The 24492-nt window shown below is 71.1% G+C and carries 21 protein-coding genes and 2 riboswitches; of the genes, 11 read left to right on the top strand and 10 right to left on the bottom strand.

From position 1 onward, the window contains the following. Window positions 1-90 precede the first annotated feature (90 nt). Window positions 91-777: an alpha/beta fold hydrolase gene (locus AC6CQV_RS08095; protein WP_060959131.1), complete on the top strand. Its 687-nt coding sequence runs from the start codon at window positions 91-93 to the stop codon at window positions 775-777. 22 nt (window positions 778-799) lie between these two features. On the opposite strand, the gene AC6CQV_RS08090 is transcribed toward AC6CQV_RS08095, so the two are convergent. Next, on the bottom strand, window positions 800-1348 hold the full coding sequence (locus tag AC6CQV_RS08090) for a type 1 glutamine amidotransferase domain-containing protein (RefSeq protein WP_060959132.1): 549 nt from the start codon (window positions 1346-1348) through the stop codon (window positions 800-802). Between the two features lie 65 nt (window positions 1349-1413). Between AC6CQV_RS08090 and AC6CQV_RS08085 the strand changes: the two genes are divergently transcribed. Continuing rightward, window positions 1414-1560 carry a hypothetical protein gene (locus tag AC6CQV_RS08085; RefSeq protein WP_167626529.1) on the top strand — a complete coding sequence of 49 codons (147 nt, stop codon included), beginning with the start codon at window positions 1414-1416 and terminating at the stop codon, window positions 1558-1560. Window positions 1561-1568: 8 nt separating this feature from the next. On the opposite strand, the gene AC6CQV_RS08080 is transcribed toward AC6CQV_RS08085, so the two are convergent. Continuing rightward, complete coding sequence (locus AC6CQV_RS08080; protein ID WP_101306049.1) at window positions 1569-3047, bottom strand: DHA2 family efflux MFS transporter permease subunit; 1479 nt, start codon at window positions 3045-3047, stop codon at window positions 1569-1571. Between the two features lie 166 nt (window positions 3048-3213). Between AC6CQV_RS08080 and AC6CQV_RS08075 the strand changes: the two genes are divergently transcribed. Both AC6CQV_RS08075 and AC6CQV_RS08070 read left to right on the top strand, forming a co-directional pair. Further along, window positions 3214-3867 (top strand): DUF1345 domain-containing protein, encoded by a 654-nt coding sequence (locus AC6CQV_RS08075; RefSeq protein WP_060959134.1) that lies wholly within the window; start codon window positions 3214-3216, stop codon window positions 3865-3867. 50 nt (window positions 3868-3917) lie between these two features. After that, complete coding sequence (locus AC6CQV_RS08070) at window positions 3918-5846, top strand: ABC transporter ATP-binding protein (protein WP_492491176.1); 1929 nt, start codon at window positions 3918-3920, stop codon at window positions 5844-5846. Between the two features lie 11 nt (window positions 5847-5857). On the opposite strand, the gene AC6CQV_RS08065 is transcribed toward AC6CQV_RS08070, so the two are convergent. Genes AC6CQV_RS08065 through AC6CQV_RS08035 form a run of 7 tightly spaced genes read right to left on the bottom strand, consistent with a single transcriptional unit; the run spans window position 5858 to window position 12828 of the window. Then, on the bottom strand, window positions 5858-6055 hold the full coding sequence (locus tag AC6CQV_RS08065; RefSeq protein WP_060959141.1) for a hypothetical protein: 198 nt from the start codon (window positions 6053-6055) through the stop codon (window positions 5858-5860). Window positions 6056-6096: 41 nt separating this feature from the next. Further along, window positions 6097-7059, bottom strand: a complete 963-nt coding sequence (locus AC6CQV_RS08060) for a glycosyltransferase family 2 protein (RefSeq protein ID WP_498259182.1) — start codon at window positions 7057-7059, stop codon at window positions 6097-6099. Next, the gene (locus AC6CQV_RS08055) at window positions 7056-8222 is read right to left on the bottom strand and encodes a cysteine desulfurase family protein (RefSeq protein WP_498259181.1); all 1167 of its coding nucleotides are present in this window, start codon (window positions 8220-8222) and stop codon (window positions 7056-7058) included. The genes AC6CQV_RS08060 and AC6CQV_RS08055 overlap by 4 nt, the downstream gene beginning before the upstream one ends. Before the next feature lie 13 nt (window positions 8223-8235). Then, window positions 8236-9144 (bottom strand): carboxylating nicotinate-nucleotide diphosphorylase, encoded by a 909-nt coding sequence (gene nadC / locus AC6CQV_RS08050; protein WP_191008401.1) that lies wholly within the window; start codon window positions 9142-9144, stop codon window positions 8236-8238. Next, a complete protein-coding gene (gene nadB, locus AC6CQV_RS08045; RefSeq protein WP_498259180.1) occupies window positions 9138-10787 on the bottom strand; it encodes an L-aspartate oxidase in 1650 nt (549 codons plus the stop codon). The genes nadC and nadB overlap by 7 nt, the downstream gene beginning before the upstream one ends. After that, window positions 10784-12106, bottom strand: a complete 1323-nt coding sequence (gene nadA, locus AC6CQV_RS08040) for a quinolinate synthase NadA (protein ID WP_498259179.1) — start codon at window positions 12104-12106, stop codon at window positions 10784-10786. The genes nadB and nadA overlap by 4 nt, the downstream gene beginning before the upstream one ends. Further along, window positions 12103-12828, bottom strand: a complete 726-nt coding sequence (locus AC6CQV_RS08035) for an NUDIX hydrolase (RefSeq protein WP_060960198.1) — start codon at window positions 12826-12828, stop codon at window positions 12103-12105. The genes nadA and AC6CQV_RS08035 overlap by 4 nt, the downstream gene beginning before the upstream one ends. 142 nt (window positions 12829-12970) lie before the next feature. On the opposite strand from AC6CQV_RS08035, the gene AC6CQV_RS08030 reads away from it, so the two are divergent. The 4 genes from AC6CQV_RS08030 to gcvP all read left to right on the top strand — a co-directional run bounded on the left by AC6CQV_RS08030 (window position 12971) and on the right by gcvP (window position 18897). Then, on the top strand, window positions 12971-14155 hold the full coding sequence (locus AC6CQV_RS08030) for a MarP family serine protease (protein WP_061782247.1): 1185 nt from the start codon (window positions 12971-12973) through the stop codon (window positions 14153-14155). 52 nt (window positions 14156-14207) lie between these two features. Further along, a riboswitch (glycine riboswitch) is annotated at window positions 14208-14314 on the top strand. Window position 14315: 1 nt separating this feature from the next. Beyond that, window positions 14316-14420, top strand: a riboswitch (glycine riboswitch). Window positions 14421-14471: 51 nt separating this feature from the next. After that, window positions 14472-15650 (top strand): glycine cleavage system aminomethyltransferase GcvT, encoded by a 1179-nt coding sequence (locus AC6CQV_RS08025; RefSeq protein WP_498259178.1) that lies wholly within the window; start codon window positions 14472-14474, stop codon window positions 15648-15650. Next, window positions 15647-16030, top strand: a complete 384-nt coding sequence (gene gcvH, locus AC6CQV_RS08020) for a glycine cleavage system protein GcvH (protein WP_060960143.1) — start codon at window positions 15647-15649, stop codon at window positions 16028-16030. The genes AC6CQV_RS08025 and gcvH overlap by 4 nt, the downstream gene beginning before the upstream one ends. Before the next feature lie 56 nt (window positions 16031-16086). After that, complete coding sequence (gene gcvP, locus AC6CQV_RS08015; RefSeq protein WP_231735136.1) at window positions 16087-18897, top strand: aminomethyl-transferring glycine dehydrogenase; 2811 nt, start codon at window positions 16087-16089, stop codon at window positions 18895-18897. Between the two features lie 135 nt (window positions 18898-19032). On the opposite strand, the gene AC6CQV_RS08010 is transcribed toward gcvP, so the two are convergent. Further along, window positions 19033-19821, bottom strand: a complete 789-nt coding sequence (locus tag AC6CQV_RS08010; protein WP_498259177.1) for a CPBP family intramembrane glutamic endopeptidase — start codon at window positions 19819-19821, stop codon at window positions 19033-19035. A 155-nt stretch (window positions 19822-19976) separates the two neighbouring features. On the opposite strand from AC6CQV_RS08010, the gene AC6CQV_RS08005 reads away from it, so the two are divergent. The 3 genes from AC6CQV_RS08005 to AC6CQV_RS07995 all read left to right on the top strand — a co-directional run bounded on the left by AC6CQV_RS08005 (window position 19977) and on the right by AC6CQV_RS07995 (window position 24488). Beyond that, window positions 19977-21764, top strand: a complete 1788-nt coding sequence (locus tag AC6CQV_RS08005) for an ABC transporter family substrate-binding protein (RefSeq protein WP_060960146.1) — start codon at window positions 19977-19979, stop codon at window positions 21762-21764. A 157-nt stretch (window positions 21765-21921) separates the two neighbouring features. Next, the gene (locus AC6CQV_RS08000) at window positions 21922-23427 is read left to right on the top strand and encodes an ABC transporter permease (protein WP_191008404.1); all 1506 of its coding nucleotides are present in this window, start codon (window positions 21922-21924) and stop codon (window positions 23425-23427) included. After that, window positions 23427-24488 (top strand): ABC transporter permease, encoded by a 1062-nt coding sequence (locus tag AC6CQV_RS07995; protein ID WP_060960148.1) that lies wholly within the window; start codon window positions 23427-23429, stop codon window positions 24486-24488. Before AC6CQV_RS08000 ends, AC6CQV_RS07995 begins: the two co-directional genes overlap by 1 nt. Window positions 24489-24492: the final 4 nt, after the last annotated feature.

Genomic DNA, 24492 nt, shown 5'->3' with positions numbered 1-24492 from the left:
GCAGCGGGACGGTGAGTAGGTATGGCTTACCTAACTATGGACAGACGCGGATGCCGTGCGCAAACTCGGTGCGCTCTAGGATGGGGGATCGTGACCGAGAACCAGCGACAGACTTTCGACGCCGACGTTCGCGATATCGGCTATCTCGACGAGGGTGCCGGCCCGGCCATCGTCCTGCTTCCGGAGGCCGGGCTCGACTTCGCCTACTTCGGCGCGCTCGCCAGCATCCTGGTCGAAGAGGACTTCCGGGTCGTCCGCGTGGCGGCCCGCCGCTCGGGCGCGGCGACGATGCACGACCTCGCCGCCGACGTCATCGACGTCCTCGACCATCTGCAGATCTCGGAGGCGTGGATCGGCGGTCACGGTTTCGGCGGCGCCGTCGCCCGCACGATCGCGATCGACCACCACGACCGCGTCAACGGCGTGCTGCTGCTCGGCGTCGCGAGCTCTGCCCCCGCCGGTGACGACTTCGACGCGGAGCTGCGTGCGGTCTTCGGCGACTCGTTCTCGCCGCAGGCCGACGTGCGTGCGCTGCAGGCCGCCGCGCTGGCCGCCACGGATGCCGCGGCATGGCAGCCCGTCGCCGAGGCGACGCCCGTGCTCGTCATCCAGGGCGGCGGCGACCGGGTGAACCCCGCCGACGCGGGGGAGGCGCTGCGCGCGTCCGCGCCGGGGCTCGTGAGCGTCAAGGCGGTGGAGACCGCCGGGCACTTCTTCCCGCTCACTCACCCCGGCGAGACCTCGTGGTTCATCGAGGACTACCTGGACTGGGACTGAGGCGACCGACCCGCCCGGACCGTCACACGGTCTGGCCGGCGTGCGCACCCTCGGCGATCTCCTCGACGACCTTCGCGTTGAAGGCGGGAAGGTCGTCCGGGGTGCGGCTCGACACGAGGCCCTCGTCGACGACGACCTCCTCGTCCACCCAGGTGGCGCCCGCGTTGACGAGATCGGTCTTCAGGCTGGGGTAGCTGGTGAGCGTGCGGCCGTCGACGACATCCGCCTCGATGAGCAGCCAGGCGGCGTGGCAGATCGCGGCGACGGGCTTGTGCTGCGCGAAGAACTCGCGGGCGAGCGCCACGGAGGCCGCGTCCAGCCGCAGATCGTCCGCGTTGACGACGCCGCCCGGCAGCACGAGCGCGTCGTAGTCCGCTGCCTCCGCGGCGGAGGCGGCGACGTCGACGGCCTGTCGGTGTCCGTTCTTGCCTTCGATGCTGTCCGTCGCGGGGGAGATCAGCACCGCGGTGGCGCCCGCGGCGGTCACCGCGTCCCACGGCGATGTCAGCTCGCTGTCCTCGAATCCGTTGGTGGCCACGAAGGCCACGGTCTTCCCTGAGAGTGTGCTCATGCCCTCGACGTTACGGATGGCATCGGCACCGCGCCCGGGGGTTGACACGGACGTATCATCGACTCATGGCTACGTCGAACCTTCCCACCCCCCAGCTCGCCTCCTCGACGGAGGCATCGGAGCTGCCGGGCGTGAAGAACCTCTTGCCGCTGGTGGACGGCGGCATCGATGCCGGCGCGTGCTGCGGTGGGGGATCCTGCAGCATCGGCTGACCACCCGGTCAGTGGGCGGCGGGTCCGGCAGGTGTGTCGGCCGGCTTGCGGATGAGGAACGCGCTGATCAGCAGCGGCGTGCCGATCACGGCGGCGAGCAGGAACGCGGCGCGTGCGCCGGCCGCCCCGGCCGCGGCATCCGCCGCACCGGACGCCGAGGCCGCCGCAGACACGGACGACATCACCGAGATCAACAACGCGATGCCGGCCGCGCCGGCCACCTGCTGCACCGTCGAGACCGTGGCGCTGCCGTACGAGTAGAACCTCGGCTCGAGCGAGCCCAGTGACGCCGTGAACAGCGGCGTGAACGACATCGCGAGACCCACCGACAGCAGGGTCTGCGTCACGACCAGCATCCACACCGGAGTGGACTCGGTGAGCATCGTGAAGCTCCACAGGATCGCCAGCACGACGATCGTGCCGGGAAGCAGGAGCACGCGCGTGCCCCACCGGTCGTAGATGCGTCCGATGACGGGTCCGAGCAGACCCATCGCGAGCGCGCCGGGGAGGACGACCAGGCCCGACACGCTGGCCGAGAGCCCGAGGGTGTTCTGCAGGTACAGCGGCAGCGCCGTGAGCGTGCCGAAGAACGCGAGGGACATCACTGCGAAGTGGGCGACGGACAGGGAGAAGTTGCCCGAGCGGAAGATCCGGAGGTCCAGCAGCGCGTCGTCCTTCTTCTGCAGGGCCACCTGACGCCAGAGGAAGAACCCGAGCGTCGTGACGCCGATCGCGAGGGCGACGACGAGGGTCACGGTGGCCGTCTCCGCGGCCGCGACGTCGGTGCCGTGGCCGCCGATCTGGCTCAATCCGAAGACGATCCCGCCGAAGCCGAGGGCGGAGAGGATCACCGAGGGGATGTCGATGGGGGCGTGCGAACGCTCGCCCAGGTTGTGGATCCACCGCACGCCGATGATCAGGGCGACGACGGAGATGGGCAGGACGATCGCGAAGATCCACCGCCACGTCAGGTTGTCGAGGATGACGCCCGCCATCGTCGGCCCGATGGCCGGAGCGAGCGAGATGACCACGCTCACGCGCCCCATCATGCGCCCGCGCAGGTGCGGCGGGACGACGGTCATGAGCGTCGTCATCAGCAGCGGCATCATGATGGCCGTGCCGGAGGCCTGGACGACGCGACCGACGAGGAGCATCTCGAACCCCGGCGCCACGAGGGCGATCAGCGTACCGGCCGAGAACAGGCCCATGGCCGTGCCGAACATGGCGCGGGTCGTGAACCGACGCAGGAGGAAGCCCGTCGTGGGGATCACGACGGCCATGGTCAGCATGAACGCGGTGGTCAGCCATTGCGCGGCGACCGCCGTGATCCCCAGGTCGCCGATCAGGTGCGGGATCGCCACGCCCATCGTGGTCTCGTTGAGGATCGCCACGAACGCCGCCGCGAGCAGCAGCCAGATGACGCGGTTCTCCTTCGCGCCGACGACGGCGGTCGTGTCCGGAAGGGAGTCGGTCTCAGGGGAGGTCATGAGGTTCCTCGAGTCATCGGGGCGGCGTACGGGACGCGGTGCACGGGGCGGAGGGAGCGGCGACGGGGCGCACGAGGGCGCGGCGTGCCCGGAGGCCGGGGACGACTCTCCACCATAACGGCCGGGTCTGACGTCGTATTCCCCCGCCGGGTGGGACGATCGCAGCATGGCACCCACACGGCATCCCTCCCGCGTCGCCGTGCGCGGTCCTCTGTCCCTCGCGGTCGGAGCGGTCGTCGCGGCGACGGTCTCGGCGCTGGCCGGGGTTGCCGTGGGGCTGCTCGCCGGCTGGGCGGTCGTCGCCTCCGTCAACGTCGTCTGGCTGCTGTCGGTGGTGTGGCCCATGGATGCCGAGGCCACCCGGTCGCACACGAGCGCCGTCGACCCGGGGCGTCCCGTCGCCCGCCTCATCGCGCTCGTGGGCAGCGTGGCGAGTCTCGGCGGCGTCGTCGCCGTGCTCGTCGGCGGCGGTCACGGCAGTCGGCTGCACGCCTTCGTCGTGGCCGGCGTCGCGATCGCGGCGGTCGTGAGCTCCTGGGCGCTGATCCAGGTCGACTACATGCTGCGGTACGCGCGGGTGTACTACGGGCGGCTCGCCGCCGGCCAGCGCGCCGGGATCGACTTCAACCAGGACGAGGAGCCGATGTACTCGGACTTCGGCTACTTCGCCGTCGGCCTCGGCCTGACCTACCAGGTCTCCGACAACGACGTGTCGGCCAACGAGATCCGACGCATCGTGGTGGGGCAGACGCTCATCGCGTACCTGTTCGGAGCGGTCATCCTCGCCTCGGTCATCAATCTCGTGGCGGGACTCGGCTGACCGGCCACCCCCTTCCGGCGCGGGGTTAGAGTGACCCGGTGAGCATGGGGATGGGCGGGATGGGACCCGGCGGGCGCGCGGCGGCCTTCCGCGGCGTGGACGAGAGCGCCCAGCGGCGTCTGAACGCGCAGGCGCCGGAGGTCGCGGATCTCGGGGCCCGTGTGGTCGGCCTGTTCCGCCCGTATCGCGGACGCATCGTCCTGACCGCCGTGCTGGTGGTCGTCGGCGCGGCGATCGGCGTCGTCCCTCCGCTGATCGTGCAGAGCATCTTCGACGACGCCCTGTTCCCGACCGCCGGCGGTCCGCCCGACCTGGCGCTGCTGGTGCGCCTGGTGCTCACCATGATCGGGCTCTTCCTGTTCTCCGCCGTGCTCGGCGTCGCCCAGACCTGGCTGACCTCGACCGTCGGCAACCGCGTGACGGGCGACCTGCGCGTGCGGCTGTTCGACCACCTGCAGGCGATGGAGCTGGGTTTCTTCACCCGCACGAAGACGGGCGTCATCCAGTCGCGACTGCAGAACGACGTCGGCGGGGTGTCCGACGTGCTGACGAACACCGTCACGAGCATCCTCGGCAACACGGTGACGGTGATCTCGGCCCTGGTCGCGATGATCCTCATCGACTGGCGTCTGACGATCATCGCCGTGGTGATGATGCCGGCGCTCGTGCTGGTGCAGCGGCGCGTCGGCCAGGTGCGGGCGCGCATCGCCGGACAGACGCAGGAGTCGCTGAGCGAGCTGACGAGCATCACTCAGGAGACGCTGTCGGTGAGTGGCATCCTTCTGTCGAAGGCGTTCAACCGGCAACGGGCCGAGTCGGAGCGCTATCGCGACGAGAACCGCAACCAGGTGCGCCTGCAGGTGCGTCGCGCCATGAGCGGCCAGGGGTTCTTCGCCGTCGTCCAGGTGATCATGGCGTCGGTGCCCGCCGTCATCTACCTCGTGTCGGGTTATCTCATCGCCGGCGGCACCGGGGCGATCACCGCGGGCACCGTCGTGGCGTTCACCACCGTGCAGGCGCGGCTGCTCCAGCCGCTCATGGGGCTGATGCGCGTGGCGCTGGACCTGCAGACGTCGCGCGCGCTGTTCGCGCGGATCTTCGAGTACCTCGACCTGACGCCCGCGATCGTCGACGCGCCCGACGCCATCGACGTCGCCGCGGCGCCCGGCCCGATCGGACGCGTCGAGTTCCGCGACGTGGTCTTCCGCTATCCGGATGCCGCGAGCGAGGGCCGCCCGACGCTGGACGGCGTCTCGTTCGTCGCCGAGCCCGGTCGGCACGTCGCCTTCGTCGGTCCGTCCGGCGCCGGCAAGACCACGATCATCTACCTCGCGCCGCGGCTGTACGAGGCCTCGTCGGGCGCGGTCCTGTTCGGCGGTGAGGACGTGCGCTCCCTCACCCAGCAGTCGATCGTCGAGAACGTGGGGATCGTCTCACAGGAGACGTACCTGTTCCACGCCTCGATCGCGGAGAACCTGCGCTACGCGAAGCCGGACGCGACCGACGACGAACTCGTCGCCGCCTGCACGGCCGCCAACATCCATCACGCCATCGTGGGCTTCGAGCACGGGTACGACACGATCGTGGGCGAACGCGGCTATCGGCTCTCCGGCGGGGAGAAGCAGCGCATCGCGATCGCACGCGTGCTCCTGAAGGACCCGCCGGTGCTTCTGCTCGACGAGGCGACCTCGGCCCTGGACACGGTGTCCGAACGCGTCGTCCAGGAGGCGTTGGACAACGTCGCTCGCGGACGGACCACGCTCTCGATCGCCCACCGGCTCTCGACGGTGGTCGGGGCGGACGTCATCCACGTCGTCGAGGCGGGACGCATCGTCGAGTCCGGCACCCATGCCGAGCTGCTGGCCCGCGGCGGACTCTACGCGGAACTGGCGGTCGAGCAGATGGCGGCCGCGACGATCGCGGGCATGGAGCTGCGGGCGGAGGAGCCCCGCCCGGACGTCTCCGCCCCGCGCGGGTGAGCGGCGGCGGATCAGGCCGGCGTGTTCCAGTCCTCGGAACCGATGGCGTCCGTCGGGTGCGGGGTGGGCTCGTTCTCCGCGATGAGCTCGGGCGTCGGATTGACCAGCTCCTCCGTCGACAGCGCGGCGAGCTCGTCGATCTCGGCGCGGATCTCCGCGAGGTCGGGCCCGGTGGGCTGGTCGGAGGCGGGGGTGTCGGAACCGTTCATGGGCTCAGGATAGCCGTCGCGCCGGTACCGGGCGTCGGAGCTCACCAGAGCTCGGCCGCGCTGCGCAGGTCGGCCGTCGCGGGATCGAGGGCGATGCCGTCGGCGCGGGCACGGTCGAGCAGGCCGCGCACGAACTCCCCGAGCGCACGTCGATACGCGTCCTCGGGGCTCGTCTGCGCGATGCGCACCAGCGGGGGGACGTCCATGTCGAGGATGAGGCGCACACGGGCACGGGAGGCGGCGCGCTGGCCCGCGGCATCCAGCACGGCGATGCCGCCGCGGAGCGCCTCGAGGTAGTCGACCAGCACGGGCAGCAGGTCCTTGTTCTGCGTGATCGACGTGCCGTCGGCGCGTTCTCGCCAGTGGACGACGACGTCGGGGATGACGTCGACCGCACGCGCCGCGGTGTAGAGCCGCTGCGTGACGATCTGATCCTCGTAGAGCTTGCCCTCGGGGAAGCGCAGTCCGCTCCGGCGCCAGAGCTCCACCCGGCTCAGCTTGGACCAGGCCACGATGTTGCCCGACAGCTCGGGGTGCTCGTCCAATGTCGTGCCGAGCCGTTCCGGCTCGGTCGCCGCCCGCACCCACGGCTGCACGGGACCGGGGGAGTAGCGTCCCTCGGCGTCGGCGCGCAGCCGCACGTAGGCCCCGACGACGACATCGCTGCCGGTGCGGGTGAGGGTCTCCACGAACCGTTGCAGCGCGGTCGGGGCCAGGACGTCGTCGGCGTCGAGGAAGGCGACGAACGGGGTCTCGACGCTGTCGAGACCGGCGTTGCGGGCGGCTGAGAGCCCGCGCGCGACGCGATGGGTGATCACGCGGAAGCGCGGGTCGGCGGCGGCCGCGGCAGCGAAGACCGCGCCGGTGGCGTCCACGGAGCCGTCGTCGACGAGGACCGCGCACCAGTTCGTGAGCGTCTGCGCGCGCAGCGATGCCAGGGCCTCCTCGGCGAAGGCGGCGACGTCCCGGCCCGGGACGATGACGGTGACGACCGGAGTGCTCACGGCCCCGATCGTACCGCCGCCACCGAAGAGGCGACGGCGTCCGCGACGAGGTCCAGCTCGGCGGCGGCCTGCACCGGGTCGGTGCGGCCCAGGTCGTGAGCGAAGGTGATGCGCACCGCGGTCTGCGCCACCTCGGGGTCGATGCCCAGCGCCAGCAGCACGTGCGACGGCTCGTCGCTGCCCGCGGCGCACGCCGACCCGCTCGAGGACACGATCCCGCGGCGCTCGAGCTCCAGCAGGACCGCCTCGCCGCTGGTGCCCGTGAACGTGAAGCTCGCCGTGCCCGGAAGGCGATACCGCGGATGCCCGGTGAGGCGCGCGGTCGGGACGAGCCCGAGCACCGACGCGATGAAGCGGTCGCGCAGGGCGCTCACCCGCGCGGACGCCTCCACGCGCTCGGCTTCGGCGAGCTCGAGCGCGGTGGCCATCGCGACGGCGCCGGCGAGGTTCTCGGTGCCGCTGCGGCGATCGCGTTCCTGACCGCCGCCGTGCAGGACCGGCTCCAGCGGCAGCCGCCCCCGCACCGCGAGGACGCCGATGCCCGCGGGGGCACCGATCTTGTGGCCCGCGATCGACAGGGCGTCGGCACCCGTGTCGGCCAGCGGCAGCCACCCGGCCGCCTGCACGGCGTCGAGGTGCAGGGGCACTCCCGCCGCCGCCGTGACCTCGGCGAGCCCGGCGACGTCCTGCACCGTGCCGATCTCGTTGTTGGCGTACCCGACCGACACGAGAGCCGACTCCGGTCGGAGCGCGGCGGCGACGTGCGCGGGGTCGACGCGGCCCGTCTCGTCGACCGGCACGCGGGTCACCGCGACGCCGTGGACGCGCTCGAGGTAGTCGCACGAGGCGAGCACGGCCTCGTGCTCGATGGGCGTCGTGACCACGTGCACGGCCTCTCCGCGCCGCAGCGCGGTGCCGATGGCGATGCCCTTGACGGCGAGGTTGTCGGCCTCGGTGCCCCCCGAGGTGAAGACGATGTCCGCCGGTCTCATCCCGACGACCGCGGCGACACGGCGTCGGGCGTCGGCCAGCGCGGCGGCCGCGGCCTCTCCGACGGTGTGGTGGCTGGAGGGGTTCCCGTACGCCCCGCGGAGGTAGGGCAGCATGGCGTCGAGCACGTCCGGGCGCACCGGCGTCGTCGCGGCATGGTCCAGGTACAACACGCCCGATCTCCCGTCAGCCCGCCGGCGTCGACGCGGGGGCCACGTCCCCGTCGCCGCGCGCGATGCGGGCGTCGAGACCGAGATCGAGCGCCCGCGCCGAGTGGGTGAGCGCGCCGACCGAGATCACGTCGACGCCGGTGGCCGCGATGGCCGCGACGGTCTCCAGGCTGACGCCTCCCGAGGCTTCCACGGTGGCGCGGCCCGCGACCTGCGCGACGCCGGCGCGGAGGTCGTCGAGGGAGAAGTTGTCGAGCATGATCGTGCCGATCCGCGCCGCCGCGGTGCTCGCCGCGAGGACGGGCTCGATCTGGTCGAGTCGGTCGACCTCCACCTCGATGTGCGCCGTGTGAGGCAGCTCCGCGAGTGCCGTGCGCAGCGCCGCGGTCACGTCGGCGCCGCCCGCGGTGAGGACTGCGAGGTGGTTGTCCTTGGCCATGACCGCGTCCGACAGCGAGTAGCGGTGGTTGCGTCCCCCGCCGCTGCGCACGGCGTGGCGCTCGAGGGCGCGTAGGCCCGGCGTGGTCTTGCGCGTGTCGGCGATCCGCGCCCGCGTGCCCGCCACCGCGGCGACGTAGCGCGCCGTCAGTGTCGCGATGCCGCTCATCCGCTGCACGAAATTGAGTCCGACGCGCTCCGCGGTCAGCACGGCGCGGGCCGGGCCGGCCACGGTGGCGAGCACGTCCCCGGCCGCGAAGCTCTCACCGTCGCGCCGGTGGAGCCGCACCGCGACGGCGGGATCGGTCAGCGCGAACGCGGCGGCGAAGACCTCGCCGCCACTGAAGACGCCGGGCTCGCGCGCGACGAGGTCGGCGGTGGCGACGGCATCCTCGGGGATCAGGTACCGACTCGTGAGGTCGCCCCACGGTGCATCCTCGTCGAGCGCGGCGGCGACGACGCGGTCGATGTGGCGCCGGGTCAGCATGATGCGCCCTCCAGCTCTCGGGACGCCCGGTCGTTCGAGGCCCCGGTGTCGTCGCGCCGGGTGTGCGCGCCGACGGATGCGGTGCGCGCCGCCGCGGCGCCGACCACCTGGGCCGCGACGACGAGCAGGTTCTCGTCCTCGAACTCGGCCTCGGTGCGCGGCGTCCGCGGCTGTGCGCGCCAGCCCGCGATCATCCGGCTCGCGCGATCCAGACCCGCGGCGTCGCGGACGAGGCCGGCGTCCTCCCACATCACCCGCTGGAGGGCGCGTCGCGTGAAGGGCGCGGGCGACGGGATGCCGGCGGTCGAGCCGGCCGGGACCGCCGCGGCGCCGTCGTCGTCGGCGGCCGCGAGCGGCGCGGGCGACGGCCAGAACCCGGAGGCGAAGTCGGCGGCGACGGCGTCGCCGGCGCGCGCACCGAACACCGCGCCTTCGAGCAGCGAGTTGGAGGCGAGCCGGTTCGCGCCGTGGACGCCGGTGCGGGCGACCTCGCCCACCGCGTAGAGCCTCGGGACGCTGGTCCGCCCGGCCAGGTCGGTGGCGACGCCGCCCATCAGGTAGTGCGCGGCGGGAGTGACGGGGATCGGCTCCTGCGACCAGTCGAACCCGCGCTCCCGGACGGCCGCGTCGATCGTCGGGAACCGGCGCGCGAGGAAGGCCGCCGTCTGCTTGCGTGCGGGGCCGGAGCCGTCGTGTCCGAGTCCCGTCGCGTCCAGCAGGACGGGTCGACCCGACTGCTCCTCCATGACGGCGGCGATGGCGCGCGCGACCACGTCGCGCGGCGCGAGCTCGGCGTCGGGATGGACGTCGAGCATGAATCGGCGACCCTGTTCGTCTCTCAGGACGCCGCCCTCGCCCCGCACGGCCTCGGAGACGAGGAACGCCTCTCCCGGCCGCGAGGTGAGCACGGTCGGGTGGAACTGGACGAACTCCAGGTCGCGGACCACGGCGCCGGCGCGCACCGCGGCGGCGATGCCGTCTCCGGTGGCGACGGGCGGGTTGGTCGTGTGCGCGTACAGCTGCCCGGCACCGCCGGTGGCGAGGACGACGGCATCGGCGTCGAGCGACACGCGACGCTCGTCGTCGACGAGCAGGTCCACGCCGCGGGCGCGCCCGTCGCCGTCGAGGAGCACGTCGACGAGGAAGGCGTGCTCGAGGACGTCGACGCCGCTGACCCGAAGCCGCCCGACGAGCGCCTTCTCGATCGCGCTGCCGGTCGCATCGCCCCCCGCGTGCAGCACACGGGGGTAGGAGTGGGCGGCTTCCAGTCCCTTGACGAGGGTGCCGTCGGCTCCCCGGTCGAACTCCACGCCCCGTGCGATGAGCTCGCGGATGCGGGCGGGCCCCTCCTCGACGAGCACGCGCACCGCGTCGGCGTCGCTGAGCCCTGCCCCCGCCACCAGCGTGTCGCGCTCGTGCGCCGCCGCGCTGTCGTCGTCGAACATGACGCCGGCGATCCCGCCCTGCGCGTACCGCGTGTTCGCGTGCTCCAGCACGTCTTTCGTCACGAGCGTGACCCGGCATCCGGATGCCGTGGCGTGCAGGGCCGCGGTGAGCCCGGCGATCCCGGAGCCCGCGATGACCACGTGCGGCGCGTCCCGCCGCGCCGGCGGCACCCGCGGGGCGGCGTCGGTCGCGGTCACGGCTTGGCCGCCAGCATCCGCTCGAGCGCGACCCGCGCCGGATCGGCGACGTCGGCGGGCACCGTGATGCGGTTGACGACCTCGCCGGCGACGAGCCGCTCCAGCACCCAGGCGAGATACCCGGGGTGGATGCGATACATCGTCGAGCACGGGCAGACCACCGGGTCCAGGCAGAAGATGCGGTGCTGGGGGTACTGCGCCGCGAGCCGCTGGACGAGGTTGATCTCCGTGCCGATCGCGAAGGTCGTCGGCTCGGTGGCCGCGGCGATCGCCTTGCGGATGTAGTCCGTGGACCCCGCCTCGTCGGCGGCATCCACCACCGCCATCGGGCACTCGGGGTGGACGATCACCCGCACCCCCGGGTGCTCGGCGCGCGCCTTGTCGATCTGGTCGACCGTGAACCGGCGGTGCACGGAGCAGAACCCGTGCCACAGGATCACCCGCGCGTCCGCGAGCTCGGCCGGGGTGGAGCCGCCGAGCGGCTTGCGCGGATTCCACATCGGCATCTGCGCGATCGGCACGCCCATCGCCTTCGCGGTGTTGCGGCCGAGGTGCTGGTCGGGGAAGAAGAGGACGCGGCGCCCGCGGGCGAAGGCCCACTCCAGCACGGTGCGGGCGTTCGACGAGGTGCAGACGATGCCGCCGTGGCGCCCGACGAAGCCCTTGATCGCCGCCGACGAGTTCATGTACGTGACCGGGATCACCGGCACGCGACCGTCGGCGTCCGGGGCCTCGAGGTCTCCGTACACGTCCGCCAGCTGCTCCCAGCACTCCTCGACCTCGTCGATGGAGGCCATGTCGGCCATCGAGCATCCCGCCGCGAGGTTCGGAAGGATGACCGCCTGCTCCGGGCGCGACAGCAGATCGGCGGTCTCCGCCATGAAGTGCACGCCGCAGAAGACGATCGCTTCGGCACCCGGGTGCTCGAGCGCCGCGTTGGCGAGCTGGAAGGAGTCGCCCACGTAGTCCGCGTGGGTGACGACCTCTTCGCGCTGGTAGAAGTGGCCGAGCACCACGACGCGCGAGCCGAGCGTCTGCTTCGCGGCGCGGATGCGGGCGTGCAGCTCGTCCTCGCCGGCGGTGCGGTAATCGGCGGGCAGCTCTCCCTGACGCGGCGAGCCCACGGGGATCACATCGCCCATCGACGAGCCGGGACCGTAGCCGGGACGTCGGTCGAAGTCCCACGGGCCCGCGGCGAGCTCCGTGTTGCAGGTCTCGGCCGTCGAGGCGCCGGCGACGATGGCCTGGATGCCGTGGTCGACGCTCGGGTCGACGGGGTCGGCCGGCGGCGGCGTGAGGGTGAGGATGGTGGCGCTCATATCGTGACCTCTTCGGGAAGGACGGGTGGTGCGGGGGTGTCGGTGGGCAGCGGGCCGCGATCGGCCAGCTCGACGTCGTGGTTGTAGCGGTACAGGCGGGCCGGACGGTGGCTGCCCGTGCGGAAGCGCTCCGTGGGGATGAGCGTCCCCGAGTTCTCGACCTGGCGTCGGAAGTTGGCGGGGTCGAGCTCGCGTTCGAGGATCGCCTCGTAGACCTCGCGCAGGTCCGACAGGGTGAACAGGTCCGGCAGCAGCCCGTGCGCGATGCGGCTGTAGCCGACCTTGTTGCGCAGCCGCCACAGCGCGTACTCGACGATGTGGCGATGGTCGAAGGCCAGCTCCGGCGGCCGGGAGGCGTCGAACCAGGCGACGTTCTCGGCGTCGGCGGGCAGCTGGGCGCCCTCGCGCAGCAGCGCCCAGTAGACGATGGACACGACGCGGCCGGGGGAGCGGCCGATGTCGCCGAAGGCGTAGAGCTGCTCGAGGTAGCTGGGCGCGAGGCCGGTCGTCTCGGCCAGCGTGCGCGAGGCCGCCGTCTCGAGCTCCTCCGTGCTGTCCAGCCAGCCGCCGGGCAGCGCCCAGCGTCCCTCGTGGGGATCCCGCGTGCGCCGCACGAGCGGGAGGACGACCGCCAGCCGCCCGTCGGCGTCGCGCCGCAGGCTGAAGATGACCGTCGACACGGCGACACGGATGCCGTCGACAGCGGAGTCTGTTCTTGTCATGGTGACCATAACCTCGGCCACGATCTTAGAGTCATCCCGACACGAAGGTCAAACCGACCTCGCCGGATCAGATCGGGGGCCCGCGGCGATCGTGCAGGAAGCACCGAGGACGGCCGGGTACGGTGTCGGCGGAGGTCACCCCGTGCTCATCGTCGACATCATCGCCGCCGCGGCCCTGCTCATCGCGTTCGCGGCGGGCATCGCCCGTGGGTTCTTCGCGAGCCTGGGCAGCGTCATCGGCATGATCGTCGGCGCCGCCGCCGCCCTCTGGCTGCTTCCCCTCGCGACGCCCTGGCTCTCGACCGTGATCCCGTCCGGCGGCGCGCGCACCGCGGCGCTCGCCGCCGCCGCGATCGGCCTGGTCGTGATCGGCACGGCGGCCGGCGCCGCGATCGGCAGGGCGGTGCGCCGGGGCGTCGACCGCAGCCGGCTCCGCGGGCTCGAGCGCTTCCTCGGGGGCGTGCTGACGACCGTCGCGACGGCGCTGGCACTCCTGCTCGTCTCCTCCGGGCTCGCGACCGCCGGCATCCCGTACGTCTCGTCGGCCGTCGCCTCGTCGCGGGTGCTCGGCGCGATCGACGCCCTCACCCCGGCGCCCCTGGACGAAGCCCTGGCGACGGCGCGCGGCGCGCTGCTGTCCGACGGCCTCCCGCGGCTCGAAGCGGCCATCGGCGCGGTGGTGGCACCGACCGATCCGCCCATCACCCTCGACGACCCCCAGCTGCAGGCCGCGTCGGCATCGGTCGCCCGCGTCAGCGGCACCGCGTACGCCTGCGGCGTGTCGATGACGGGCTCGGGGTTCGTCGCCGCGCCGGGACTCGTCGTGACCAACGCGCACGTCGTCGCGGGAGTCGACACCCCCGTCGTCGAGCTTCCCGGCGGGCGCGCCACGGAAGGGCGCATCGTCCTGTTCGATGCCGTGGACGACCTCGCGGTCATCTCGATCGGAGACCTCGCCGCCACGCCGCTTCCCCTCGCCGACCCGGCCGCGCCCGGAACGCAGGCCGCCGTGCAGGGCTACCCGCACGGCGGACCGTTCACGAGCATCTCCGCCGGCGTGCTGTCGGTCGCCTCCGTCCCCGTGCCCGACATCTACGACGCCTCCGCGGCGCCCCGCGAGATCTACGCCCTCGACGCCGACGTGCAGCCCGGCAACTCCGGTGGGCCGCTGCTGACCGGCGACGGCGAAGTCGTGGGCGTGGTCTTCGCGCGCGGCGCGGACGGCGAAGGGCGCGGGTACGCGATGACGACCTCGGTGCTGCGCCCCGACCTCGCCTCGGTGACCTCCGCGTCGCCCACGGTCGGATCCGGCCGCTGCACGGGCTGAACGCACACCCGGCGTGGGCGCTATGCTGACAGGGCAACTGAAGACAGGCCGCATGACGTGTGCGGGAGAGCTCCGGCATCCACGTTCTCGACGGGGCCCGGACACCGAAGGAGCAAGCCTCCCCGCCAATCTCTCAGGTCCGCGTACCGCTCGCGTCCGGCCGCTCTGGAAAGCGATCCCCGCTGTGGGGGGATCCGCCGACGGTGAAAGCCGGCACCCGTGCAGACGGAGCCGGTGAAACTCTCAGGCCCATGACAGAGGGGGAGTTCCCGGCTGCCGGTCCCGGCATCCGCCCGCCCGATCTCGGGGAGAACTCATGCCAGACCTCCGCACCACCGCACTCGCCGATCGCCACGCCGCGCTCGGAGCCTCCTTCACCGACTTCGGCGGGTGGGACATGCCGGTGCGCTACACCTCCGACCTGGCCGAGCATCACGCCGTCCGCACGGCCGCGGGCCTGTTCGACATCTCGCACATGGCGGAGTTCCTCGTGACCGGCTCGGGCGCGGCCGCCTTCCTCGACTACGCCCTCGCCGGCCGCATCTCCACGATGAAGGTCGGGAAGGCCAAGTACTCGCTGCTGCTCGACGATCAGGGCGGCGTGATCGACGACGTCATCGTCTACCGCACCGGCGACGAGTACTTCCTGGTGATCTCCAACGCCGGCAACCGCGCCCTCGTCGCCGACGCGTTCTCGGCGCGGGTCGACCGCGCGGCGGAGATCGTGCGGTCCGGCAGGGAGGTTCCCGCAGACGGCGCCGTCGGGTTCGTCGTCGGCACCGAGCGCGCGCGCATCGAGGACATCTCCGACCAGACCTCGCTGATCGCCGTGCAGGGTCCGCGCGCCCGCGAGATCGTGGAAGCGAGCGCCGGCGTCACGGACGTGCAGCCGGCGCTCGCCGACCTCGGCTACTACGCCTGGTCCGCGGGGCGATTCCAGGACGAGAACCTGTTCATCGCGCGCACCGGGTACACCGGGGAGGACGGCTTCGAACTGATGGTGCCGAACGCCCTCGCTCCGGCGCTGTGGGACGCCCTGCTCGAGGCGGGGGAGCCGCTCGGCCTCGTCCCCGCCGGCCTCGCCGCGCGCGACACCCTCCGGCTCGAAGCCGGTATGCCGCTGCACGGACACGAACTGTCGACGGCCATCCTGCCGGCCCAGGCGGGGCTCGGCCGCGTCGTCGCCGGCGACAAGGACGAGTTCGTCGGCAAGGACGCGCTCGCCGCGGCATCCGACGATCTGCCCGTGCTGGTCGGTCTCGTGGCCGAGGGACGTCGCGCCGGCCGCGCCGGCTACGCCGTGGTGGATGCCGCGGGCACCCCCGTCGGCGAGATCACCAGCGGGGCGCTCAGCCCGACGCTCGGGCACCCCGTCGCCATGGCCTTCGTCCCGCCGGCGCTCGCCGAAGCCGGCACCTCGCTCTTCATCGACGTGCGGGGAACGCTCATCCCCGCGACCGTGACCGCCCTGCCTTTCTACCGGAGGACCGCATGACCGACCTGACCGCCCTCAAGTACACCGAAGAACACGAGTGGGTCGCCCTCGACGGCGACGTCGCCACCGTCGGCATCACCGACTACGCGGCCGACAAGCTCGGCGACGTCGTCTACGTCGACCTCCCCGCGGTCGGCTCCACCGTCACCGCGAACACGGTCTGCGGCGAGATCGAGTCGACCAAGTCGGTCGGCGAGCTCTACGCACCGCTGTCCGGCGAGGTCGTCGCGATCAACGACGCCGTGGTCGACGATCCCTCCCTCGTGAACAGCGGCGCCTTCGACGGCGGCTGGCTCGTGAAGATCCAGGTCGACCCGAGCGATGTCGACGCGCTCCTGGACCGGGCCGCCTACGTCGCGCTCACGGGCGGCGAGGAGTGAACACGGCGCCCTTCCACGACCGGCACATCGGCACCGACGCCGCCGCCCAGGCCGAGATGCTCAGCGCGCTCGGCTACGACAGCGTCGGCGCGCTCGTGGACCGCGCCGTCCCGGCATCCATCCACGCCGCCCCCGTCGCCGACAGCGCCATCCCCCCGGCGGCGACCGAGGCGCAGGCACTCGCGGAGCTGCGCGAGCTCGCGTCGCAGAACCGGCCGGCGAGGTCGATGATCGGGCTGGGCTACTACGACACGCTGACCCCGTCGGTGATCGCGCGCAACGTCTTCGAGAACCCGTCCTGGTACACCGCGTACACGCCCTACCAGCCGGAGATCTCGCAGGGCCGCCTCGAAGCCCTCATCAACTTCCAGACGATGGTCACCGATCTGACGGGCCTGGCGACCGCCAATGCGTCGATGCTGGACGAGTCGACCGCCGTCGTGGAGGGCATGCTGGTCGCCCGCCGCGCGTCGAGGTCGAAGAGCACCGTCTTCCTGGTCGACGCCGACGCGCTCCCGCAGACCAAGGCGCTGCTCGCGCACCGCGCGGCCGCGCTCGGCATCGAGGTGCGGGAGACCTCCTACGGGGAGAGCCTCCTGCCCGCCGATCTCGACGTGTTCGGGGCGTTCGTCCAGTACCCCGGGGCGACGGGACGCATCTGGGATCCCAGCGACGTCATCGCGGCGGTGCAGGCGCAGGGCGGTCTCGTCGTCGTCGCGGCCGACCTGCTCGCGCTCACCCTGCTGCGGTCGCCGGGCTCGCTCGGCGCGGACATCGCGGTCGGCACCACGCAGCGCTTCGGCGTGCCGATGGGCTTCGGCGGCCCGCACGCGGGCTACATGGCGGTCCGTTCCGGCCTCGAGCGGCAGCTTCCCGGACGCCTCGTGGGCGTCTCGGTGGATGCCGCGGGCCGCCCCGCCTACCGGCTGTCGCTGCAGACCCGTGAGCAGCACATCCGCCGCGAGAAGGCGACCTCGAACATCTGCACCGCGCAGGTTCTCCTGGCCGTGATGGCCTCGATGTACGCCGTGTACCACGGCCCCGACGGACTGCGCCGCATCGCCGCCGAGGTCGCCGCGACCGCGGCGCTGCTTCGCGACTGGCTCGTCGACGCGGGAAACGAGGTGCTCCACGAGAGCTTCTTCGACACCGTGGTCGTGAAGGTCCCCGGGCGCGCGGGCGCCGTCGTCGACGCGGCGCGCGAGCGCGGCTTCCAGCTGTGGTTCCGCGACACCGACTCGGTCGGCATCTCGGTCGACGAGACCACGACGCCCGCGGACGTCCACGCCCTCGTGCAGGTCTTCGGCGGACCCGAGCAGCGCGCGTTCGGATTCGTCAGCGGGCCGCTGCCCGCGTCGGTGCCCTCGTCGCTGTGGCGGGTCGACGAGTTCCTGACGCACCCCGTGTTCCAGGCGCACCACTCCGAGACGGCGATGATGCGCTACCTCAAGCAGCTCGCCGACCGCGACTACGCGCTCGATCGCGGGATGATCCCGCTGGGCTCGTGCACGATGAAGCTCAACGCCGCCACCGAGATGGCGGCGGTGTCGTGGCCCGAGTTCGCGCGCGTGCACCCGTTCGCCCCGGCGGACGACGTCGCGGGCTACCTCGTGCTCATCGAGCAGCTCGAGTCGTGGCTGGCCGAGATCACCGGGTACGACGCGGTCTCCCTGCAGCCGAACGCCGGTTCGCAGGGGGAGCTGGCGGGCCTGCTGGCGATCCGCGGCTACCACCACTCCCGGGGCGACGTGCAGCGCGACGTCTGTCTCATCCCGTCGTCGGCCCACGGCACCAACGCGGCATCCGCCGTGCTCGCCGGGATGCGGGTCGTCGTGGTCGCCTGCGACGAGGCCGGCAACGTCGACCTCGCCGACCTCCGCGCGAAGATCGCGACGCACGCCGACGCCCTGGCGGCACTCATGATCACCTACCCGTCGACCCACGGCGTCTACGAGCAGGACGTCGTGGACATCACCGCCGCGGTGCACGAGGCCGGCGGACAGGTGTACGTCGACGGCGCCAACATGAACGCGCTCGTCGGCTTCGCCCGCTTCGGCGACCTCGGCGGCGACGTGTCGCACCTGAACCTGCACAAGACGTTCGCGATCCCGCACGGCGGCGGCGGGCCCGGCGTCGGACCGGTCGCGGCGAAGGCGCACCTCGCGCCGTTCCTGCCGTCGCACCCGCTGGCGCAGCGCGCCGAGCACGCGGGCGGCTTCGTCTTCGACGGCGGACCGATCTCGGCGGCGCCGTACGGCTCGGCATCCATCCTGCCGATCTCGTGGGCGTACATCCGGATGATGGGAGCCGACGGGCTGCGGGAGGCGACGGGGGCCGCCGTGCTGGCCGCCAACTACATCGCCGTGCGCCTACGCGATCACTACCCGGTGCTGTACGCGGGCGAGGGCGGTCTCGTCGCGCACGAGTGCATCCTCGACCTCCGGCCCCTCAAGGAGGCGACCGGCGTGAGCGTCGACGACGTCGCCAAGCGGCTGATCGACTACGGCTTCCACGCGCCGACGATGTCGTTCCCGGTCGCGGGCACGCTGATGGTCGAGCCGACCGAGTCCGAGGACCTGGGCGAGATCGAGCGCTTCATCGAGGCCATGATCGCGATCCGGGCCGAGGCGGATGCCGTGGCATCCGGCACCTGGCCGGCCGACGACAACCCGCTCGCGAACGCGCCGCACACCGCGGAGTCGATCGCCGTGGGGGAGTGGACGCATCCGTACACCCGCGAGCTCGCCGTGTACCCCGTGCACAGCCTCGTGCGCACCAAGTACTGGCCGCCCGTGCGACGGATCGACAACGCGTACGGCGACCGCAACCTGGTGTGCGCCTGCCCGCCGCCGGAGGCCTTCGCCTGACGCCCGCGCGGCCCGCGCCGTCCGCCGTGTGAGACACACCTCCCGCACCGAGAAACCACTGCACATCGTGTGTCTCGGCGCGGAGGTGATGTCTCGGCGCGGGTGTGGCGTCCCGCGCGGGGCGCGGGCGGCGGATCAGGAGAAGATGCCGGGCCACCAGGCGGCCGCGAGCGGGTACCCCACGAACGCGATCACGTCGATGAGGGTGTGGGCGATGACGAGCGGCATGACCCGCCCCCAGCGGTGGTAGACCCAGCCGAACACGATGCCCATCGCGACGTTGCCCGCGATCGGACCCCACCCCTGGTAGGCGTGGTACGCGCCGCGCAGCGCGGCCGTCGACAGGATGATGGTCCACGTGCCCCAGCCCAGGCGTCGCAGGCGGTCGAACAGATAGCCGATGAAGATGACCTCCTCTGTCAGCCCCGCACGGACCGCCGCGAGCAGCAGCAGGGGGATCGTCCACCACGACGCGTCCAGCGGCGCGGCATCCACCTGGACGGTGATGCCGAGCGCCCGGCCGGCGACGTAGAGCCCGAGCCCCGGGATGCCGATGACGGCGACCAGCAGCGCGCCCGCGCCGAGGTCCTTGCCGAACACGCGGAAGTCCAGCCCGATGCGGCGGAACGCCGAGACTCCCGGCTCCCACAGCAGGTAGATCGCGAGGGCGATCGGAGCGAACGCGAAGAGCTGGCTGACGAGCTGGTTCAGCACGTCCCAGAACTGCGCCGCGTTGGCGCCCGGGTTGAGCGAGGTCGACTGGTCGCCCAGCGCCTGCTCCCTCGTCAGCGCCTGCACGAGGGAGAGCACCGAGAAGACGGCGGAGCGTCCGACCGACAGGGCGAGCAAGATTCCGATCTCCCACCAGAGTCGGGTGTGCAGCCTCCTCGTTCTTGGCAGTTCGCCGGTGAGAGAATCGCTCATCTTGTCAGATTGCCAGATGTGCCCGGAACTGAGTTAAGGGTCTGTAACGTTTTCCCTAACGGTTTTGATCAACGCTGATCAGAACTTATGGTTTCGGTATCCGCGCCGTGGGTGTTTCACCCGCCTGCGCATCCATCCCTTACCCAGGAGGAAAATTGAAGAAGTCACGCTGGGGAGCACTTGCCGCGGTCACCGCGGCCGGCGCCCTCGCCCTGACGGGCTGCACGGCCAGCGGTGGTGGCAACGCCACCGACGCTGCGCCGACCGGTGGCACCGTCACGATGGCCATCGTGAACGACCTGACGTCGCTGAACAGCAACACGCCGCAGGGCAACCTGGACACCAACGGCCAGTACGTCTACCTGACCACGGGCGGGTTCTTCTACCCGGACAACAGCTTCAACGTCGTCAAGGACGAGTCGTTCGGCACGTACGAGAAGACCTCGGACGACCCGCTGACCGTCAAGTACACGCTGAAGAAGGACCTCAAGTGGTCCGACGGTGAGCCCATCACCGCCGACGACATGGTCCTCGCCTGGGCGATCGCCTCGGGCCACTACGACGACGCGACCACCGACGCGGACGGCAACGTCACCGGCGGCACGCAGTACTTCCAGATCGCCGGCTCGACCGCGGGCATCAACTCGACCGACTTCCCCGAGGTCGGCGACGACAACACGTCGATCACCCTGAAGTACTCCGAGCCCTACGTGGACTGGGACATCTTCAACCCGATCGCCCAGCCCGCGCACGTCGTGGCGAAGAAGGCGGGCCTGTCGACGGCCGCCGACCTGACGAAGCTGCTCGAGGGCCTGCCCAAGGGCGACCCGGCCGCTCCCGTCGCCGTCAACGACACGCTGAAGAAGGCTGCCGACTTCGTCAACACCGGCTACGACATCACGTCGTTCCCGACCGACAAGGACCTCCTCGTCACGTCGGGCCCGTGGGTCCTGTCGGCGTGGACGCCCGGCCAGTCGCTCACGTTCGAGCACAACCCGAACTACACGGGCAACCTCGCCCCGAAGATCGACAAGCTCGTCATGCGCATCATCGGTGACGCTGCCGCTCAGGTGACCGCCCTGCAGAACGGCGAGGTCGACCTCGTCTACCCGCAGGCGTCCGCCGACACCAAGAAGTCGCTCGAGGCCGTCTCCGGCGCCCAGGTCATCACCGGTGACCAGGTCTCCTACGACCACCTCGACCTGAACTTCGGCTCCGAGGTCTTCAGCGACGCGACGGTCCGTGAGGCGTTCCTGCTCACGATCCCGCGCCAGCAGATCCTCGACGCGATCGTGACGCCGGTCAACCCCGACGCCAAGGTCCTCGACTCGCAGCTGTGGCTGCCGAGCCAGTCGGAGTACGCGACCACGGTCAAGCAGAACGGTTCGGACAAGTACGACCCGTCGAAGCTCGACGAGAACATCGCCAAGGCCAAGGAGCTCCTCGCCGGCAAGACGCCGACCGTGAAGATCCTCTACAACACCAAGAACCCGAACCGCGTGGACGAGTTCCAGGCGATCCAGTCCTCGGCGGCGAAGGCCGGCTTCCAGGTCGTCGACGGCGGAGACCCCAAGTGGTCGACGCTCCTCGCCGGCGGCAACTACGACGCGTCGCTGTTCGGCTGGATCTCGGCCGGCATCGGCACGGCGCAGATCCCGCAGCTGTTCGCCTCGGACGGCGGCGGTAACTACAACCGCTTCACCGCGGCCAACGACGACGCCGTGGCCACGCAGACCACCGTCGACAAGGACAAGCTGACCGACCTCATGCTGGCGATCGACAAGACCGCCTTCACCGAGGGCTACGGCCTGCCCCTCTTCCAGGCACCCGGCATCTACGGCGTCTCCAGCAAGCTGGACGGCGTGAAGTACATGGGCAACCAGACCGGTCCGATCTGGAACAACTGGGAGTGGTCCGTCAAGAAGAGCACCAACACCAAGTAGTACCCACGCCAGGGTGGCGTCTACGGTAGATCCCGAAGGCGCCACCCTGGCCCCTGTCTGTCAACCGATGGGACGGGCGATCGCAACCCGATGCCGCCGTCCCGTCGCACGTCGAAGTGAGTGACCTTTGGTCGGTTTCATTCTCCGTAGGGTCGGTGTGTCGATCCTCATCCTTCTTGCGGCATCCTTCGTGATGTTCAACCTCGTCGCGTTGTCCACGGATCCGCTCGAGGATCTGCGCGCGTCGAACAACCCCAACAAGCAGCAGCTCATCGAGGCGCGCATCCAGCTCGCCAACCTCGATGTGGCGCCGCCGCTGCGGTGGGCGATGTGGGTCGGGGGAGCCGCCAAGTGCCTCATCCCGTTCGCCAACGCCTGCGACCTCGGCACCACGTTCCAGGGCGCGCCCGTGACGGACGTCCTGCCGATCGCCATGGTCTCCACGGTTCAGATGGTCACAGCGGCGCTGCTGCTGGCCATCCTGTTCGGTATCTCCACCGGCATCCTCTCCGCCCTTCGCGAGAACAGCGGCTTCGACGTGTCCTTCACGGTGCTGAGCCTGTTCCTGTACTCGCTGCCGTCGTTCCTCGCGGCCGCGCTGCTGAAGAACTTCGTCGCGATCGGCTTCAACGACTTCCTGCAGGATCCGGTGATCCCCATCGTGGTCTCGATCGTCATCGGACTCGTGGTCGCCCTCATCGTCCAAGCCGTGGTGGGCGGGGACGCCCGCCGGCGGCTGACCTCCGGGGGAACGAGCTTCGTGCTCACCGCGGGCCTGCTGCTGTACATGAGCGCCACCGGCTGGTTCCTCACCCCCGGGTTCGGACCCATCGGCGTGATCGTGCTGAGCGCGGGAGCCGCGCTCGGCGTGACCCTCCTCATCGCGGGGCTGCGCCAGCGCCGTGCGCTGCTGACCGCCGGCATCGTCGCCGTCGTCGGCATCGTCTGCTATTTCGCGCTCCAGGGCCTGTTCGACGTCTCGACCTTCTGGACGCTCGTCATCCTGTTCGTGATCGCCCTCGCGGTCGGACTCGCCACCGGCTTCTTCGTCGGCGGCGACGACCGCGCGCAGAACATGCGCATCGGGGTGCTCGTCGCGATCCTGGTCAGCGTCATCATCCTGATCGACCGCTTCATGCAGTCCTTCCCCGGGTACATGGACGACATGAACGGTCGCCCGATCGCGACCGTCGGCTCGTCCACCCCCGGCTACGCCCCGGACAACATGTGGCGCGTCGGTCTCGACGTCTTCTTCCACCTGCTGCTTCCCACGGTGTCGCTGCTCACGATCTCGTTCGCCGGCTACACGCGCTACGCGCGCGCGGGCATGATCGAGGTGCTCAGCCAGGACTACGTGCGCACCGCCCGCGCCAAGGGCATGCCCGAGCGCGTCGTCGTCGTCCGTCACGCGTTCCGCAACGTGCTGATCCCCATCACGACGCTGGTCGCGACGGACCTCGGCGGCTTGTTGGGTGGGGCGATCATCACCGAGTTCATCTTCGCGATCCCCGGCATGGGCGCCCTGTTCCAGAGATCCCTGGGGCCGGGTGACCTGTACCCCGTGATGGGCTACTTCATCGTCATCGCCTTCATGGCCATCCTGTTCAACTTCCTTGCCGATCTCGCGTATGCGGCACTCGACCCGAGAGTGAGGGTCCGCTGATGTCCAGCACCATCTCCGAAGCCCCCGGTGACGTCGAGGAGACGCGCTCGGTCAGCCAGAGCCGCATCATCTGGCGTCGCTTCCTCTCGCAGAAGGTCGGCCTCATCGCCGCCATCGTGCTGCTGGCCGTCGTCGCGTTCGCGACGAGCGCCGTCGGCGTGGGCCCCATCCCGGGCTGGTGGAAGTACAACTGGTACGACCTGTCGAACAGCGTGAACGGCGGCGAGCCGACGCTGACGCTGATCCCGTTCTCGCTCGGCGACCACCCCTTCGGCCAGGACCGCATCGGTCGCGACTACTTCGCGATGACGATGCGCGGCATCCAGAACTCGTTCGTCGCCATGGTGCTCATCACGGGCATCGCGCTCGTGGTGGGTGTGACCGTCGGCGCCATCGCCGGCTACTTCCGCGGGTGGGTGGATGCCGTCCTCATGCGTTTGACGGACGTGTTCATCGTGATCCCGGCCATCGTCATCGCGGCGGTCGTCGGAAACTGGGCCGGCGCCGTCGGCGTGTGGGTGCTCGGCATCATGCTCGGCTTCTTCAGCTGGATGGTCATCGCCCGTCTGGTGCGCGGCGAGTTCCTCTCGCTGCGCGAGCGCGAGTTCGTGGAGGCCGCGCGCGTGGCCGGCGCCTCCGACGCCCGGATCATCTTCCGCCACATCCTGCCCAACGCGACCGGCGTCATCATCGTCTCGGGCTCGCTCCTGGCGGCCGGCGCGATCCTGCTCGAGGCGGCGATCTCGCTGCTGGGCTACGGCATCCGCTCTCCTGATGTGTCGCTGGGTCTGCTCATCGGCGTGAACCAGTCGGCGTTCACCGTGCGTCCGTGGCTGTTCTGGTGGCCCGCCCTGTTCATCGTCGTCCTGGCGCTGTCGGCGAACATCTTCGGCGACGCGCTGCGCGAGGCGTTCGACCCGCGCAGCCGCCGGTTCTCCCGCCGTCGCACGAAGGACCGTGCGAACGGCGTCGAGCCGGATGTCGCGCCGCCGACGTCGCTGATGGATGCCGGTGCGCAGAACCCCCGGACCGGAACGCCGACCCTGCAGGATCCGGAGTAAGCCG

Source organism: Microbacterium sp. EG9 (assembly GCF_059759475.1).
This window is presented reverse-complemented; position numbering and strand designations above follow the sequence as displayed.